This window comes from Mesorhizobium sp. WSM4306, assembly GCF_007003975.1.
Lineage (GTDB): Bacteria > Pseudomonadota > Alphaproteobacteria > Rhizobiales > Rhizobiaceae > Mesorhizobium.
Genome location: NZ_VFTC01000001.1, coordinates 363,025 through 379,695 on the forward strand (window position 1 = coordinate 363,025; position 16,671 = coordinate 379,695).

At 63.2% G+C, this 16,671-nt stretch carries 12 protein-coding genes and 1 pseudogene; 6 read left to right on the top strand and 7 right to left on the bottom strand.

The annotated features are described in order from the left end of the window. Positions 1 to 220 precede the first annotated feature (220 nt). Both FJV77_RS01895 and FJV77_RS01900 read right to left on the bottom strand, forming a co-directional pair. Entirely contained in the window at positions 221 to 1,696 is a 1,476-nt protein-coding gene (locus tag FJV77_RS01895) for a cobyric acid synthase (protein ID WP_142865162.1), read from the bottom strand. Between the two features lie 3 nt (positions 1,697 to 1,699). Next, entirely contained in the window at positions 1,700 to 2,308 is a 609-nt protein-coding gene (locus tag FJV77_RS01900) for a dimethylsulfonioproprionate lyase family protein (protein ID WP_142865163.1), read from the bottom strand. 151 nt (positions 2,309 to 2,459) lie between these two features. On the opposite strand from FJV77_RS01900, the gene FJV77_RS01905 reads away from it, so the two are divergent. The 3 genes from FJV77_RS01905 (at position 2,460) to mmsB (ending at position 5,078) form a co-directional block, all read left to right on the top strand. Then, complete coding sequence (locus FJV77_RS01905; RefSeq protein ID WP_142865164.1) at positions 2,460 to 3,626, top strand: isobutyryl-CoA dehydrogenase; 1,167 nt, start codon at positions 2,460 to 2,462, stop codon at positions 3,624 to 3,626. A gap of 90 nt (positions 3,627 to 3,716) precedes the next feature. Further along, positions 3,717 to 4,085, top strand: a complete 369-nt coding sequence (locus tag FJV77_RS01915) for a four helix bundle protein (protein ID WP_142865166.1) — start codon at positions 3,717 to 3,719, stop codon at positions 4,083 to 4,085. Positions 4,086 to 4,193: 108 nt separating this feature from the next. Beyond that, complete coding sequence (gene mmsB / locus FJV77_RS01920) at positions 4,194 to 5,078, top strand: 3-hydroxyisobutyrate dehydrogenase (protein WP_142865167.1); 885 nt, start codon at positions 4,194 to 4,196, stop codon at positions 5,076 to 5,078. 283 nt (positions 5,079 to 5,361) lie between these two features. Here the strand turns inward: mmsB and FJV77_RS01925 are convergent, their stop codons facing one another. The 5 genes and pseudogenes from FJV77_RS01925 to FJV77_RS01950 all read right to left on the bottom strand — a co-directional run bounded on the left by FJV77_RS01925 (position 5,362) and on the right by FJV77_RS01950 (position 11,568). Continuing rightward, positions 5,362 to 6,003, bottom strand: a complete 642-nt coding sequence (locus tag FJV77_RS01925; RefSeq protein ID WP_246691111.1) for a cytochrome c oxidase assembly factor Coa1 family protein — start codon at positions 6,001 to 6,003, stop codon at positions 5,362 to 5,364. A 75-nt stretch (positions 6,004 to 6,078) separates the two neighbouring features. After that, complete coding sequence (locus FJV77_RS01930; protein WP_142865168.1) at positions 6,079 to 6,444, bottom strand: hypothetical protein; 366 nt, start codon at positions 6,442 to 6,444, stop codon at positions 6,079 to 6,081. Between the two features lie 122 nt (positions 6,445 to 6,566). Then, positions 6,567 to 7,946, bottom strand: a complete 1,380-nt coding sequence (locus FJV77_RS01935; RefSeq protein ID WP_142865169.1) for an aspartate aminotransferase family protein — start codon at positions 7,944 to 7,946, stop codon at positions 6,567 to 6,569. A 253-nt stretch (positions 7,947 to 8,199) separates the two neighbouring features. After that, positions 8,200 to 10,268 (bottom strand): annotated as a pseudogene (locus tag FJV77_RS33210) (prolyl oligopeptidase family protein). Positions 10,269 to 10,392: 124 nt separating this feature from the next. Further along, positions 10,393 to 11,568, bottom strand: a complete 1,176-nt coding sequence (locus FJV77_RS01950; protein ID WP_142865170.1) for an MFS transporter — start codon at positions 11,566 to 11,568, stop codon at positions 10,393 to 10,395. Positions 11,569 to 11,836: 268 nt separating this feature from the next. Here FJV77_RS01950 and FJV77_RS01955 point away from each other — a divergent pair, with 268 nt between their 5' ends. The 3 genes from FJV77_RS01955 to FJV77_RS01965 all read left to right on the top strand — a co-directional run bounded on the left by FJV77_RS01955 (position 11,837) and on the right by FJV77_RS01965 (position 16,668). Next, positions 11,837 to 13,414 (top strand): trimethylamine methyltransferase family protein, encoded by a 1,578-nt coding sequence (locus FJV77_RS01955; RefSeq protein ID WP_142865171.1) that lies wholly within the window; start codon positions 11,837 to 11,839, stop codon positions 13,412 to 13,414. A 225-nt stretch (positions 13,415 to 13,639) separates the two neighbouring features. Continuing rightward, on the top strand, positions 13,640 to 14,101 hold the full coding sequence (locus FJV77_RS01960) for a DUF559 domain-containing protein (protein ID WP_348643806.1): 462 nt from the start codon (positions 13,640 to 13,642) through the stop codon (positions 14,099 to 14,101). Next, positions 14,098 to 16,668, top strand: a complete 2,571-nt coding sequence (locus tag FJV77_RS01965; RefSeq protein WP_142865173.1) for an FAD-dependent oxidoreductase — start codon at positions 14,098 to 14,100, stop codon at positions 16,666 to 16,668. The genes FJV77_RS01960 and FJV77_RS01965 overlap by 4 nt, the downstream gene beginning before the upstream one ends. The last annotated feature ends 3 nt before the right edge of the window (positions 16,669 to 16,671 follow it).

Below are 16,671 nucleotides of genomic sequence, written 5' to 3' on the forward strand. Positions count from 1 at the left end.
AGGGCGAAGCAGGAGCGAAGCTCCGTCGCGGAGACCCTGGGATCCATTCCGTGACCTTGACCGTGGAATGCAACGGAGCAAAATTCTGCACCGCAGCGGCGCTCATCTGTCGCGGCATGGATCCTCGGGTCTGCGCCGCGGCGCTACGCTCCTTGCTCCGCCCGTGGATGACGACCTATGGGAGAGCTTCAATCTCAAAGGTATGCGGCTTGCTGCTCACCTACCTGGCCAGCCCGAAGATGGCATCACAATCGAGATGGGTCTCCAGCTCGGCTGCGATGTCGTCCAGCGCCTTTTCCACCTCGGCGCGATAGTCGATGCCGCCGCCCTTGACGCCAAGGCCGGCAAGATACGCGGCCCGGAAGGCGTCGGCGGAAAATAGGCCGTGCAGATAGGTGCCGAAAACCTTACCGTCGGCGGATATGGCGCCGTCATCGGCGCCGTTGATGACGGCGGACGGCCTCGCCGTGTCCGGCCCCGTGGTGCGGCCGAGATGGATTTCGTAGCCTTCGAGCGGCAGGCCGAACGGCACCGAGCGGGCGCTGACATTGCGCACTGTTTTTTCCGGCTCCATCACCGTCTCTATGTCGAGCAGGCCGAGCCCTTCGGCCTCGGTGACGCTGCCTTCGATGCCGTCGGGGTCGCGCACCATGCGGCCCAGCATCTGGAAGCCGCCGCAGATACCAACGACATGGCCACCGCGTTTGCGATGCGCGAGGAGATCGCGATCCCAGCCATTCTCGCGGAACTTTATGAGATCGCCGATCGTCGATTTCGAGCCGGGAATGACCACCAGGCCGGCATCCTCCGGCAAGCGGTGCCCCGGCGGCACGAACACCACTTCGACCTGCGGCTCGGCATTGAGCGGATCGAGGTCGTCGAAATTGGCGATGCGGCCGAGCATCGGCACGGCGACTTTCAACGCCCGCTTCTCGCCGGACGCGAGACGTTCGAGCACGACGGAATCCTCCGAAGGCAATCGCGCCGCCGCCTTCAGCCACGGCACGACGCCAAAACACCGCCAGCCGGTGAATTGATCGATCGCCCTGATGCCGTCGTCGAACAGCGAGACGTCGCCGCGAAACTTGTTGATGAGGTAGCCGACGATCATGCGCCGGTCTTCCTCCGGCAGGATCAGATGCGTACCGGCGACCGAGGCGATGACGCCGCCGCGGTCGATGTCGCCGACCAGGATCACCGGCACATTGGCGCGCGTGGCAAAGCCCATATTGGCGATGTCGCGGGCCCTCAGATTGATCTCGGCCGGCGAGCCCGCCCCTTCGACGATGACCAGATCGGCGCCCTCACCGACCTTGCCCCAGGAGCCCAGCACGGCGTCCATCAGCCCTGCTTTCATAGTCTGGTAGTCGCGCGCTCGCGCCTCGCCGAACACCTTGCCCTGCACGATCACCTGCGAACCGATGTCGCTCTGGGGTTTGAGCAGCACCGGATTCATATGCACGGTCGGCTGCACACCACAGGCCAGCGCTTGCAGCCATTGCCCACGGCCAATCTCGCCGCCGCCGGCGCGGTTGTCGCTGGGAATGTCGGCAACGGCGGCGTTGTTCGACATGTTCTGCGGCTTGAACGGCCTGACCCTCAGCCCGCGATTCCTTGCCGCGCGGCAGAGCCCCGCCACCAGCACCGTCTTGCCAACATCCGAGCCGGTGCCTTGCAGCATGATTGCTTTGGCCATGGCTCAGCCCCTGCCCTGCGCGCCGGGAACGGTCGACTTCTGTGCCAGCGGCCCGCCGCGCCAGATGTAGAGCGCCAGCAGCGGCTCGTCGCCGGTGCGCATGGCATGGCTGACATTGGAGGCGTGATGGATCACCTCGCCCGCCTGTCGGACATGAAAGTCGCCCTCGCCCATCCGCCATTCGGTGCCGCCGGTCAGCGGAATGTAGATCTCCTCGGCAATATGATGGTGGTCGGGATAGGTAATATCAGGTCCGAGGATCAGCAGGCCGGCCGCGACTTCGTCATTGGCGAAATGACCGCGCAGTCCAAAAACCTCCAGCCAGCCATATTTCTGCAGGAACGCCTCGCCGAAATCCGCTGCGTTGTAGGTCTGTCCCCAGCGGAGATCGTTACGGTGCTCCGCCAGTAGCCGCACCAGAGGCTGCGCATCCGGCGGCGCCAGTTCAGCGATTCGGTCGAGCTGATCGAGGCACGGCTGTCTATGCGGTTCGAGCGCACGGGCCGGCATTGTCCAGTCGATTCGGGCGACAGCGTCCCGCACCAGCGCATTGTCCACGCCCCGGAGATAGGCATGGAAGCGATCGAGCAGTTCATCGAAATATGTCGGCACTCTCTGCTCCGTTGATCCATTCATGCACAGCCGCTGCGCGGCAGGCCGGGTTGCGCGGCGGCATCATTGGTCTAGATTGGGCGGCGCGCAAAGCCAAAAACAACAGGCCAGCAAGCCAACCCCCAGCAATGGGAAACACAGGGAGCACGCCATGGACGCCGCGGTCGATGCGAGCACCAGCCAGTTCGAACTCAACGAGGAGCAGCGCGCCATCCAGGAGATGGCGCAGGCCTTCGCCGCCGATCGCGTCGCGCCCAATGCACTCGAATGGGACCGGGCAAAACACTTTCCCGCCGATGTGATCCGCGAGACAGGCCCGCTTGGCCTCGGCGGCATCTATGTCAGGGACGATGTCGGCGGTTCGGCACTCGGCCGGCTCGACGCCGTGCTGATCTTCGAAGCGCTGGCGCACGCCGATCCAGCCTTCTCCTCCTTCATCTCGATCCACAACATGGCGGCGTCGATGATCGACCGCTTCGGCAATGACGAGCAGCGCCAGCGCTTCCTGCCGAAGCTGACGTCAATGGAATGGCTGGCAAGCTACTGCCTGACCGAACCGGGCTCCGGCTCCGACGCCGCGGCGCTGAAGACGCGCGCGGTGAAGAACGGCGACGACTATGTGCTCAACGGCGCCAAGCAGTTCATTTCCGGCGCCGGCGACAGCGACCTTTATGTCGTCATGGCGCGCACCGGCGCCGATGGTCCGAAGGGCATTTCCACCTTCGTCGTGCCCAAGGATGCGCCCGGCCTCGCCTTCGGCGCCAACGAGCACAAGATGGGCTGGCACATGCAGTCGACCCGCCAGGTCATCTTCGAAGATTGCAAGGTGCCGGCTGAAAATCTGCTGTCGGGTGAAGGCGCCGGTTTCGGCATCGCCATGGCCGGGCTCGACGGCGGCCGCCTCAACATCGCGGCCTGTTCGCTCGGCGGCGCGCAATCGGCGCTCGACAAGGCGCTGGCCTACACAGGCGAGCGCAAGGCCTTCGGCTCCAAGATCAACCAGTTCCAGGCGCTGCAGTTCCGGCTGGCCGACATGGAGACCGAATTGCAGGCAGCGCGCATCTTTCTCTACGCCGCTGCCTCGAAACTCGACCGCAAGGCGGCGGACGCCGGCAAATGGTCGGCGATGGCCAAGCGCTTCGTCACCGATATCGGCTTCAACGTCGCCAACGAGGCGCTGCAACTGCATGGCGGCTATGGCTATCTGCACGATTACGGCATCGAAAAACTGGTCCGCGACCTGCGCGTCCACCAGATCCTCGAAGGCACCAACGAGATCATGCGCGTGATCATAGCGCGGGCACTGATCGGCCGGTAGCCAGTAGGCAGTAGGCAGTAGGCAGTAGGCAGTAGGCAGTAGGCAGTAGGCAGTAGGCAGTAGGCAGTAGGCAGTAGGCAGTAGCGAAAGATGACCGGCGCGATCAATTCGTACAAGGACCTTATCGTATGGCAGCAAGCGATGGATTTGGCCGTCGCCACCTACTCGTTGACTAAGAAGTGGCCAAAAGAGGAACTGTACGGACTGACCAGTCAAATCCGCCGCTCAGCAACTTCTATCCCTGCAAACATCGCGGAGGGCTATGGCCGAGACAACCGAGGCTCCTATCAGCAATTTCTCAGGATAGCCCAAGGGTCGCTGAAGGAGTTCGAGACGCATCTCCAGATTGCTGAACGTATTGGCCTTGCCACGCACGATGAAGCTGGTCACCTGCTGCTGGCTACCGAAGCCATCGGAAAGATGCTTCGCCAACTTATTCTCAAACTCGCACCTGAATAGACCACCCTACTGCCTACTGCCTACTGCCTACTGCCTACTGCCTACTGCCTACTGCCTACTGCCTACTGCCTACTGCCTACTGCCTTACCCAGATCAAGGAGCACCGCTATGACCACCATCGCCTTCATCGGCCTCGGCAACATGGGCAATCCAATGGCCGCCAATCTGGTCAAGGCGGGGCATGTTGTGAACGGCTTCGACCTGATCCCGGAGAATCTTGCGGTAGCGCGCGAGCATGGTGTCACCGTCATGGCAAATGCCTTGGCGGCGGTGGAAGACGCCGATGTCGTCATCACCATGCTGCCGGCCGGCAAACACGTACTATCGGTCTATGACGATATCGCGCCCAAGGCTAAGCAAGGCGCGTTGTTCATCGATTCCTCGACCATCGACGTCGACTCTGCCCGCAAGGCCCATGCGGTGGCCAAGAAGCATGGGCTGCATTCGGTCGACGCGCCGGTCTCCGGCGGTACCGGCGGTGCTGCCGCCGGCACCCTCACCTTCATGGCCGGCGGCGCCAAGGACGCCTTTGCCAAGGCTGAACCGATCCTGAAGCCGATGGCCGGCCGCATCGTCCATTGCGGCGATGACGGCGCCGGCCAGGCGGCAAAAATCTGCAACAACATGATGCTCGGCATTTCGATGATCGGCGTTGCCGAGGCCTTCGTGCTGGCCGAAAAGCTGGGCCTCTCGCATCAGGCGCTGTTCGACGTCGCCTCGACCTCGTCGGGCCAGTGTTGGTCGCTGACCACCTACTGCCCGGTGCCCGGTCCGGTGCCGGCATCGCCGGCCAACCGGGATTACAAGCCCGGCTTTGCCGTGGCACTCATGCTGAAGGACCTGAAACTGTCGCAGGAAGCCGCCCAAAGTGCCGGCGCGGTGACGCCGATGGGGGCCGAAGCAGCCCAGCTTTATGCGTTGTTCAACGCCCAGGGAAATGGCGGCGCCGATTTTTCCGGCATCATAAATTTCCTTCGCGGCACTTCTCTATAACTTTCGAATTTTGCAACGTTTTTCTCGATTTTTATTGCGCAGAAAAATTGCAAATTTAGATTTGCTTAAGCTCTCGATAACCCGACGGTAACGATGTGCCTATACAACGGACAGCGAGGCGGACATATCGCATCCGCCCGGCGCTCCGGATCAGGTCTCGCGTACCGGAGCCCGTAAGTTTCGCAAGTGTATTGTTAGCGAAACGCCATGCGTATCTGGCAAAGCCGCGTTCCCGATGGGGCGCGGTTTTTGCGTTTCTGGGAACTATTGCTGCGACTTCCAATTATATTTTGGTTGCCGCACCAGGACTGCCGATGTGATCCTCGTCAATGAGCACCATCGGCGCCCCTCCGGCCATGATGACAAGCAGGCGCAGGTTCCATTTTCCCGCGCTGCGCACGGCATGCGACATCACCCAGCCCCATCCATGGCTGCCGTGGACGGGAATGCTGAGTTGCGCGTCGCCCGAGCTGTCTCCGACGACCTGAACGCTGCCGACCACCCAATAGCCGGCGTCAATATCTTCGCCCAGTGCGGACTTGACGCGGTCATCGGCGCGCACCGTCTCCATGGTTAGCCGGTAGGCGTCGCTGTTCTTCATCATGCGAGGAACGACGAGAGCTACGGCCGCGATACTGAGAAGCGAGACCACGAACAGGCTGAACCCGGCGATCGCCCAGTTGCGTTGCACCCTTCGAAAATGCTCGGCATCGCGCCAGGACACATTCTGCCAAGCCCAACGGCTGCCCTTGGCGCCCAGCACGAAGAGCATGACGATGTTGACCAGCGGGACAAACATCAGCAACGCGATGAAGGTGCTATTGCCGATGCCCCAGATCCAATTGAGGAAAAACGCGCCCCAGTTCCAGCGATCGAGTTCGGGTGGAATTTCAGCGGGCTGGTTAAGCGGCTGTACGGCCATCATGTCCCCCATCGGCATTGACTGCCTTGCGGGATTCTAGCGCAGGCGCCGCAAAACCGGAAACCGGTTTCGCCTCAATTAGTCCTTTGACGACAGCCGGCGGAAATTCGCTTTCACCGCGCGGCTGGCGGGCTTCAGCGCCGCGCTGATCGACCGTTCCACGGCTATGCCGTTGAACAGCGACGGCGTGCGGCCGGAAAAAACCTCCGGCCAGAAGCGCGCCGCCGATTGGAACAGCGCCATTTGCGCGGCAAACGCGCCTTCGGCAACAGCCGCGGCTTTCTCATTGATGGCGCGTGCAGTCTCGGAGCCAAGGCCTCTGCCGTTTTGTGCGTCGGCTGCCATCAGCGGCAGGCGCATGGCCATCACCAGTGGCGCCAGCATCAGGTCGGCTCCTATGGCGCTCGCTCCTCGCGTGCGCAGTGTCTTCGTGATCTTTTTCATGAACCCCTCAACTGCAGCCGATCCTGCCGGCCCAGACACTACGCGCGATGGCGGCTATCGTTCCCTGAAATCACGAAGTTGCCGGAGCGCCCTGACCGCAGGGCGCCCGGCGATCGTTCCGCCTACTTCTTGCGCAAATCGGCTTGTGCCAGATCCAGCGCCCTGGCGATGCGTTCGCAAGCCATGTCGATCGTGTCGCGCGTCCAGATCAGCGGCGGCGACAGGATCATTGTGTCGCCGGTGGCGCGCAGCATCATGCCTTGCGCGATCGCGTGGTCACGGACGGTGACCGCGGCACTGCCCGCCGGCAGGAAGCGCTCCTTGGTCGTCTTGTCCTTGACGATCTCGATCGCTCCCATCAGGCCGATCGAACGCACCTCGCCGACCAGATCGTGGCCGGCAATGCGCTCCTGCAGCGCCTGGGCGAAGTAAGGTCCGGTGTCGTTCTTGACCCGATCGACCAGGCCTTCCCGCTCCATGATTTCCAGGTTCTTCAGCGCCACCGCGCAGGCCACCGGGTGACCCGAATAGGTATAGCCGTGATAGAACTCGCCGCCCTTTTCGACCAGCGTCGCCGCGATGCGGTCGCCGACCAGCAGCGCCGAAAGCGGCTGATAGCCTGAGGTCAGCGCTTTGGCCGTGGTGATGGTGTCGGGCTCGATGCCGAATGTTTGCGCGGCGAACCATTCGCCGGTGCGGCCATAGCCGGTGATGACCTCGTCCAGCATCAGCAGCACATCGTATTTGCGGCAGATGCGCTGCACTTCCGGCCAGTAGCTCATCGGCGGGATTTTCACTCCGCCCGCCCCCATCACCGGCTCGCCGATGAAGGCGGCAACCTTGTCGGCGCCGGCCTGGAGGATGGCGTCCTCCACCGCCTTGGCGGCGCGCAGGCCGAAATCATGGTCGCTTTCGCCAGGCAGAGCCAGCTCATAGGCATAGGGCATCATCACATGGACGATGTTGGGGACAGCACCGCCGAGCTGCTTGTGCATCAGATCCATGCCGCCCAGCGATGTGCCGGCGACAGTCGAGCCGTGATAGCCCATCTTGCGCGAGATGATGCGGTTCTTCTCCGGCTTGCCTTCCAGTGCCCAATAGTGGCGCACCAGCCGCAGCGCCGTGTCGTTGGCCTCCGAGCCGGAGGAGCCGTAGAACACCTGGGCAATGCCCTTGGGCGCCAGTTCGGCGAGCTTCTTCGACAGCAGCACCGGCGTCGGCGTCGAGCATTTGAAGAAGGAGTTGTAGTAAGGCAGTTCCTTCATCTGCGCATAGGCCGCGTCGGCCAGCTCGTCACGGCCATAGCCGACATTGACGCACCACAGCCCGGCCATGCCGTCGAGAATCTCGGTGCCATCGGCATCGTAGATGAACGGGCCGTTGGCGCGAGTGATTATGCGCGAGCCGCTCACGCGCAATTCCTTGTGGTCGGTGAAGGGGTGCAGATGATGCGCGGCGTCGATCTGCTGAAGCTGCTTCAGCGAATAGTTCTGATAGGTCATGTCTGGATCTTTCCTCTGAAATCATTCCGGCGGCGCCGGGGCGAACTCGTCAGAGGACGGCAGGCGGTGAATAGCCGATGCGGGCGCACAGGCGCAAAAGCTCGGCGCGCAGCGTGCGCGGTGACGGTGTCACCGCGACCCGAAATACGCGAGCCCCAAAGGCGCTGACCAAGATCCTGACAAGAGCCATGGCCGGCACCTTAGAGCAAAGGCTGGTCGAGGTGAACCATCCTTTGCTTGGCCCACGAGGGGTCTAGGCCTTGGCGGACAACGCCTTTTGCAGGAAAACATACTTCATCGCCGTCTGCGCCGCCTGCGGCCGGCGATCGCCGCGCCCGCCATGGCCGCCTTCGGTCTCCTCGAAGAACAGCGTCCCGTCGTGGCCGGCTTCCTGCAGCCGCGCCGCCATCTTGCGCGCATGGCCGGGATGGACGCGGTCGTCGGCGGTCGACGTCGTCAACAGAACCGGCGGATAGGCAGCGTCGCCCGAGACATGCTGATAGGGCGAGTAAGCCGCCAGCCACTTGGCCTCTTCCGGTTTCGACGGATCGCCATATTCGCCCATCCACGAGGAGCCGGGCGGCAGTTCGGTGTAGCGCAGCATGTCGAGCAGCGGCACTTCGATGATGACGGCGCCGAACAGCTCGGGATGCTGCGTCAGGGAAACGCCGGTCAGCAGACCACCATTGGAACCGCCCTGGATGCCGAGAGAACCGGCTGTTGCGATGCCACGTTCGACGACATCCTGCGCCACCGCGGCGAAATCGTCGAAGGCATTCTGGCGGTTGCCCTTCAGCGCTGCCTGATGCCAAGCGGGGCCGAATTCGCCACCACCGCGGATGCAGGCTTGCACATAGGCGTTGCCCTTTTCCAGCCACAGCCTGCCGCGCACGCCGGCATAGCCGGGCAGCAGCGGCACTTCGAAGCCGCCATAGGCATAAAGCAGCGTCGGCACCGGACCCTTCTGGTCGCGTCGCCTGACGACGAAATACGGGACCATCGTGTCGTCCTTCGAGCGTGCCTCGAACTGTTCGGAGACCAAGGGCGCGGCATCGAAACGCGCTGGCTGCGACTTCACGGTCGTCAGCATCTCGCCATCGTCGTCCGACCAGATGATCGAGCTCGGCGTCAGGAAATCGGTGAAGGAGAAGGAGACGCTGGAGCCGAAATGCTCGGCGTGCGCGATGCCGACATTGCCGTTTTCAGGCAGCGCCACCGGCTTCATCGACCAGCCTTCCCCCTTGCGCTCGGCGACGATGACCTTGCCGCGCACATTGTCCATCAGGTTGATGAACAGTCGGTCCTGCGTGCGGGTTAGTCCCGCGATCGACACCCGATGCGCCGGCTCGAGCATGGTTTCGACAGGCCCTAGTTCGTCCGTGTCGATCCAGCGTTCGAAATCCAGGGAATAGAGGCCGTCCGGCAAGCATTCAGTGCCATCGGGCGCCGTCCACGGGCTGCGCACGCCGAATACAAACCGACCCTTGAACAAGGCCGTATCGGTGACATCGTCTGGCAGCGGGACGCGCCGGTTTTCGCCCGATGGCAGGCGCAGAAAACTGTGCGAGGAGAAGAAGGCGATCGCACGGGCCAGAAACAGATACTGCCTGTCGCCGTCATATTCGACCCCGACGCCGGCCGCGAGATCCTGTTTCTCCGCCTCGAAGATCGGCGTCGCGTCTTCCAGGCGGCTGCCGCGCTTCCAAAGTTTGACGACGCGCGGATAGCCGGACTGGGTCTTGTCCTCTTCCTCGAAGGCGGCCGAGACAAGGACGGTGTCCTTGTCCAGCCAGGAAAAGCCGGATTTGGAGGCTGGGGCGCTGAAGCCGCCTCGACAAAGGATTTGGCCTCAATGTCGAATTCGCGCATCTCGCTGGCATCGCCGCCATCCGGTGACATCGCCACCAGGCATAGATTGAAGTCGGGATAGAGACGGCTGGCGCCGCTGAACACCCATTTCACACCCTCCTTGGCGGACAGGACATCGAAGTCGATGATCGTCTCCCAGTCGGGCTTCTCGGTCTTGTAGGAGGCGACCGAGGTGCGGCGCCACAGACCGAGCACATTGGTCTTGTCCTGCCAGAAATTATAGACGTGGCCGTTGAGCGCAGCGCCCACGGCGATGTTGTCTTCCGCTGTCATCAGGTCGAGCGCCGTCTCGAACGCCGCCTGGTAGGACGGATCGCCCTGCAGTTCGCCGACCGTGACCTCGTTCTGGCGATGCACCCAGTCGAGCGATTGCTTGCTGGTCCGATCTTCCAGCCAGAGGAAATTATCCTCGGCGGCGGTCTCGGTCTGGCGTTTTATCGTCGATTGGGTCACGCATGGTCTCCAAGCTATTGGCGGGCGGCCCTGCCTACATCGCGTCCCAGGCGGTTTTATTCAAGATGGTGACGTTGGGTCATCGAGACTGATGGGGGTTAGCCCCTGCTCCAGACAACCCCTGTCAGGAGTTTTGGCGCTTGAAGGATCGGTAGAGCGCGAAGCTCACCAGCAGTGCGTCGAGGCCGGCGATGACCACCGGCAGGCCGAGCGGGCCGATGACCTGCATCAAGGCACCAGCGCCGAGCGGGCCGACAATGCCGCCGGCGCCCCACATCAAGGCGAAGGCGGCGTTGCCGGCGACCAGCACTGTTCCCTTGAAGCGGCTGCCGAGCTCGACCAGCGCCATGGTGTAGACGCCGTAACCGACCGCACCCATGACCACCAGCACCGGCCAGACCAGCGGCGTGGTGATGAGTACCGGCAGCGACAGCGCGCACGCTGCTGTCGCCAGTGCGCAAAAGACGATCATCGCCCGGCCGCCGAAACGTTCGGCCATCAGCCCGAGCGGGATCTGCAGAAGGATGTTGCCGGCCGACAGCGCCGTCACCAGCGCCGCGAGCTTTGCCTCGGGAAGCGCATAGCCGGCGCCGAACACCGGGATCAGCGCATAGGTGCTCTGCTGCACCGCCGCTGAAACCAGCACCGCCAGAAGCAGTGCCGGCGCCAGCGTGGCAAAGCCGAAAAGGCCGCTGGCCGGCTGGCCGTCATCCTCGAAACCGGTCAGCTTCGAGGACACCGCGCGCAGGATCAGCGCACAGAGCCCAAAACCGGCGATCGCGGCAATGAAAGGCGGCCATCCCGAGGCGCCCACGGTGATCAGGATCAGCGGCCCGGCCGCGTAGCCGGCACCCATCAGCGCATTGAACACCCCCATCACCCGGCCGCGGCGCGACGGCGGTGCCAGCGACAGCGCCCACACTTCGCCGAGCACATAGAGCGGGTTGATGACCGCGCCGACAAGAAAGCGGATGACGAACCAGGCGACCCAGTCCTGCAGATAGCCGATACCTAGAAAGCACAGCGCTCCGATCAGCGAACAACCTACGGCGAGATTGCGGGCGCCGAACAGCCGCACCGCGGCCGGCACGAAGGACGCCGACAGGATGAGGCCGACCGGCATCATCGCCGCGGAAAGGCCGATCAACGCCGGCGACATACCTTGGCGCTGCATCAAAAGCGTAAACAGCGGATAGCTTAGGCCTTGCGCCGCCCCGAACATGGCCAGTGCCGCAGTGACGCCGGCAAGCGCTGCCCATTGCGTCTCCGCTTCGCCATCGCTCGAACCGGTCGCGGCCATGCTGTCTTCCCAGTGAATTGCCGGCCCTGCGGCAAATCACTTGAGCTAGCGGTTCGATTCAGGGAAAGGAAGGGCCGCGGATGAAATCAACTTGCGCCAAGGGCCGTGGTGGGCGCGTCCTGTCCGCCAATCCTCCGCAAGGTTGTCAGCTATTCAACTGCCGTTCCGGGATGTCGCTTCCCTCGTCCTAGTGGTCGCCGCCTCCGCAATGGCCGGACAGCCGCCGGTTCATTATGCCGCCCGCTACCCGCATCGTACGAGGACCATCATGACCGCCGCCCTGCATCCAGCCGAACCGCCTTTGGCAACCGACCGCGCCCGTCGTGGTGGCCGTGCGGGCAAGCGCGCCGGCGGCTCGGCCGCCTTCGAACAGCCGGCTTTTCGACAGTTGAGAAACCCGCTGACGCCGACCAAGCTGGTCTCCGACGATGAGCTGGAATCGATCCACCTCGCCTCGCTGCGCGTGCTTCGGGAGATCGGCGTCGACGTGCTGCACGACGAAGCCCGCCGCATCATGAAGGAAAACGGCGCTGACGTGACCGCGGGCAGCGAGCGGGTCCGCTTCGACAGCGACATGATCCTCGATCTCATCTCGAACTGCCCGTCGGAGTTTACTCTGCATGCCCGCAACCCGGCGCACAATGTGCGCTTCGGCGGCAACAATCTGATCCTGTCGATGATGGCCTCGGCGCCCAACTGTTCCGACCTCGATCGCGGCCGCCGCCCGGGCAATCAGGCCGACTACCGCAATTTCCTGCGGCTGGCGCAGATGCACAACATCCTGAACTGCACCGGCGGCTATCCGGTCGAGCCGACCGACATCCATCCGTCGGTGCGTCACCTCGAATGCATCCGCGACCTCGCCACGCTGACCGACAAGGTGTTCCACATCTATTCGCTCGGCAAGGAACGCAATGTCGACGGCATCGAGATCACCCGCATCGCGCGTGGCATCAGCCATGAGCAGATGCTGGAAGAGCCATCCGTCTTCACCATCATCAACACCAATTCGCCGCTGAAGCTCGACGTGCCGATGATGGAAGGCATCATCCAGATGTCGAGCAAGGGCCAGGTCGTCGTCGTCACGCCCTTCACCCTGTCGGGCGCGATGGCGCCCGTCACCATCGCCGGCGCGCTGGTGCAGCAGAATGCCGAGGCGCTGTCCGGCATCGCCTTTGCCCAGATGGTGCGCAAAGGCGCGCCGGTCGGCTATGGCGGCTTCACCTCCAATGTCGACATGAAGTCCGGCTCACCGGCCTTCGGCACGCCCGAATACATGAAGGCGCAGCTGGTCGGCGGCCAGCTTGCCCGTCGCTACAAGATCCCCTACCGCACCTCCAACACCTGCGCCGCCAACACGGTCGACGCGCAGGCCGCCTATGAAAGCGTGTTTTCGCTGTGGGGCGCCATCCAGGGCGGCGGCAATCTGATGATGCACGGCGCCGGCTGGCTCGAAGGCGGCCTGCGCTGCTCCTACGAAAAGACCATTCTCGACATCGACCTGTTGCAGATGGTGGCGGAGTTCCTGACCCCGCTCGACCTTTCCGAAGAGGCGCTCGGCTTCGACGCCATCCAGTCGGTCGGCCCAGGCGGCCATTTCTTCGGCACCCAGCACACGCAGGACCGCTACAAGAACGCCTTCTACTCGCCCATCCTCTCCGACTGGCGCAATTTCGAAACCTGGGCCGAAGCCGGCTCGCCGACCGCACTGGAAAAGGCCAACAAGGTCTGGAAGGAACGGCTGGCGTCCTACGAAGAACCCTACATGGACCCGGCGATCCGCGAAGAGCTCAACGACTTCGTCGAAAAACGCCGCTCCGAAGGCGGCGCGCCGACCGATTTCTGATTGGCGTGCTGGTTTGATGTGCTGACCATTCGTATGGATTTGATGAACAGTCGACCCCCACTCCGTCGAGCTTCGCTCGACACCCTGCCGGGGCGAGCCACGGGTCTCGCCCGTCCTTCGGACCCCCCGATCGACGGGGGAGAGGAAGGGCGCGAGCTTCTGAAGGCTGGCTCCTTTCCTCTCCCTCCGGAGGGGGGAGAGGTGGCGCCGCGAAGCGGCGACGGAGTGGGAGAAGCCCTCCGCGCAACCCGCAGCCGCCGCAAAACAGGAACAACGAAGCGAGCGCGTACTCTCAGACAGGCGGGCAACCAGGCGGAGGCATTGCTCTGGCTTGAACTGAAGTCACGCAAGCTTGGCGGCTATCGCTTTACACGTCAGTTTTCCATCGGCCCGTTTTACGCAGACTTCGCTTGCCGCGAAAACTGGCTTGTCGTTGAGATCGATGGTCACCAACACGCTGACAGCTCATATGATCGCCGCCGCGACGACTTCATGCGCACCGAGGGCTATTCCATCCTGCGTGTCTGGAGCCATGACGTCCTGAAACACCGTACTTCCGTCTGTGAAACCATCCTTGCCGCGCTTGATGGCAGGCTGGCCGAAAGCACCACCGCGTCCGATCTGCGCTTTGTTTTCACGCCTCGATCAATCGATTCAGTCTCTTTAAAAACGGATCCATCTTCATGAAATCTCACGTCAAAGCGGTTGTTATCGGTGGCGGCGTCGTTGGCTGCTCGGTTCTTTACCATCTGGCCAAGGCCGGCTGGACCGACATTATGCTGATCGAACGTTCGGAGCTCACCTCCGGCTCGTCGTGGCATGCGGCGGGCGGCTTCCATACACTGAACGGCGACCCGAACGTGGCCAAGCTGCAGGCCTACACCGTCCAGCTCTACAAGGAGATCGAGGAGATCTCCGGCCAGTCCTGTTCGCTGCATTTGACCGGCGGCGTCATGATGGCCGATACGCCCGAGCGCATGGATTTTCTGCGCCTGGCCCACGCCAAGGGCCGCTATCTCGGCATGGACACCGAGCTGATCACGCCCTCCGAAGCCAAGGCGATGTTCCCGCTGATGGACGAGACAAATTTCGTCGGCGCCATGTGGGATCCGGTCGAAGGCCATCTCGATCCCTCGGGCACCACCATCGCCTATTCCAAGGCGGCCAAGAAGCTTGGCGCCGAGATCGTGCTGCGCAACCGCGTCGTCGACCTGACGCAGCAGCCTGACGGAACCTGGAACGTCGTCACCGAACAGGGCACGGTTCATGCCGAGCATGTCGTCAACTGCGGCGGCCTGTGGGCGCGCGAGATCGGCCGCATGGTCGGCGTCGAACTGCCCGTGCTGGCGATGGAGCACATGTACCTCTTGACCGAGCCGATGCCGGAGGTCGAGGAGTTCAACAAGTCGACCGGCCGCGAAATGATCGGCGTGCTCGACTTCAAGGGCGAGATCTACACCCGCCAGGAGCGCAACGGCATCCTGCTCGGCACTTATGAAAAGGCCTGCAAGCCGTGGTCGCCGGTCAACACGCCGTGGGATTTCGGCCATGAACTGCTGCCGCCGGACCTCGACCGTATCGCGCCATCGCTGGAGATCGGCTTCAAGCATTTCCCCGGCATCGAGAAGGCCGGCATCAAGCAGATCATCAACGGCCCCTTCACCTTCGCGCTCGACGGCAACCCGCTGGTCGGCCCGGTGCAGGGCCTGACCAATTTCTGGTGCGCCTGCGCGGTCATGGCCGGCTTCAGCCAGGGCGGCGGCGTCGGCCTCGCACTGTCCAACTGGATGGTGCATGGCGATCCGGGCTTCGACGTCTGGGGCATGGATGTCGCCCGCTTCGGCGAGTGGGCTGGGCTGCGCTACACCAACGCCAAGGTGCGCGAAAACTATTCGCGCCGCTTCTCCATCCGCTTCCCCAATGAAGAGCTGCCGGCGGCGCGCCCGGCACAGACGACGCCACTCTACGACACCATGCTCGCCAACAACGCCGTCATGGGCGACAGCTGGGGCCTCGAAACCCCGTTGTGGTTTGCTCCAAAAGGCAAGGAGCCGAAGGACATCGTCTCCTTCCACCGCTCCAACGATTTCGGCCCTATCGGCGAGGAAGTCCGCGCCACACGCGAGAAGGTCGGCGTCACCGAAATCGCCAACTTCGCCAAATACGAAGTGTCGGGACCTGCGGCTGAGGATTTCCTCAACCGGCTGATGACCAACCGCATGCCGAAGATCGGCCGCATAGTGCTGACGCCGATGATCAACGAATTCGGCAAGCTGATCGGCGACTTCACCATCGCCAAGGCCGGTGAAGACCGCTTCATGATCTGGGGCTCGTCCGCGGCGCAGAAATACCATATGCGCTGGTTCGAAAAGCACCTGCCTAGGGATGGATCGGTGCGCATCCATCGCTTCGACCAGACGCTGGTCGGTCTCTCCATCGCTGGTCCGAAATCGCGCGACCTGCTGCAGAAGCTGGTCGATGTCGACATTTCGACCAAGGCCTTCCGCTTCATGGATTTCCGCGAAATGGCGGTCGGCGGCGCCCCCTGCATGGTCAACCGCATCACCTATACCGGCGATCTCGGCTACGAGATCTGGATGGCGCCGGCCTATCAGCGTCTGGTCTACAAGGCCATCAAGGACGCCGGCGAGGAGTTCGGCCTGGTCGATTTCGGCATGCGCGCTTTGCTCTCCATGCGCCTGGAAAAGAACTTCCCGACCTGGTTCCGCGAGCTGCGCCCGATCTACGGGCCGTTCGAAGGCTCGATGGACCGCTTCATCAAGCTCGAGAAGAACGACTTCATCGGCCGCGAGGCCGCCGCCAAGGAACAGGCGGAAGGGCCGAAGCTGCGCCGCGTCTCCTTCATCGTCGATGCGACCGACGCCGATGTGATGGGCGATGAGCCGATCTGGGCCAAGGTCAGCAAGGACTATGGCACGGTTGAAAAGCCGCATGGTTACGGCGCGCCGCGCTTCGACACAGCGGGCAAGGAGGTCCGCGGCTCCAAGGCGGCGGAAGGCGCGTCCGCCGTACGCGGCATCGTCGATGGCGACTGGCGCGTGGTCGGCTGGGTCACCTCGGGCGGCTATGCGCACACCGTGCAGAAGTCGATGGCGCAAGGCTATGTGCCGGCAGCGCTGGCCGAGGACGAACGTGCCGGCCTGTTCGAGATCGAGATCCTCGGCCATCGGCGTTCCGCCCGCATCAATGTCGAGGCGCCCTTCGACCCCAGCGGCGAGAAGATGCGGACCTAAAAA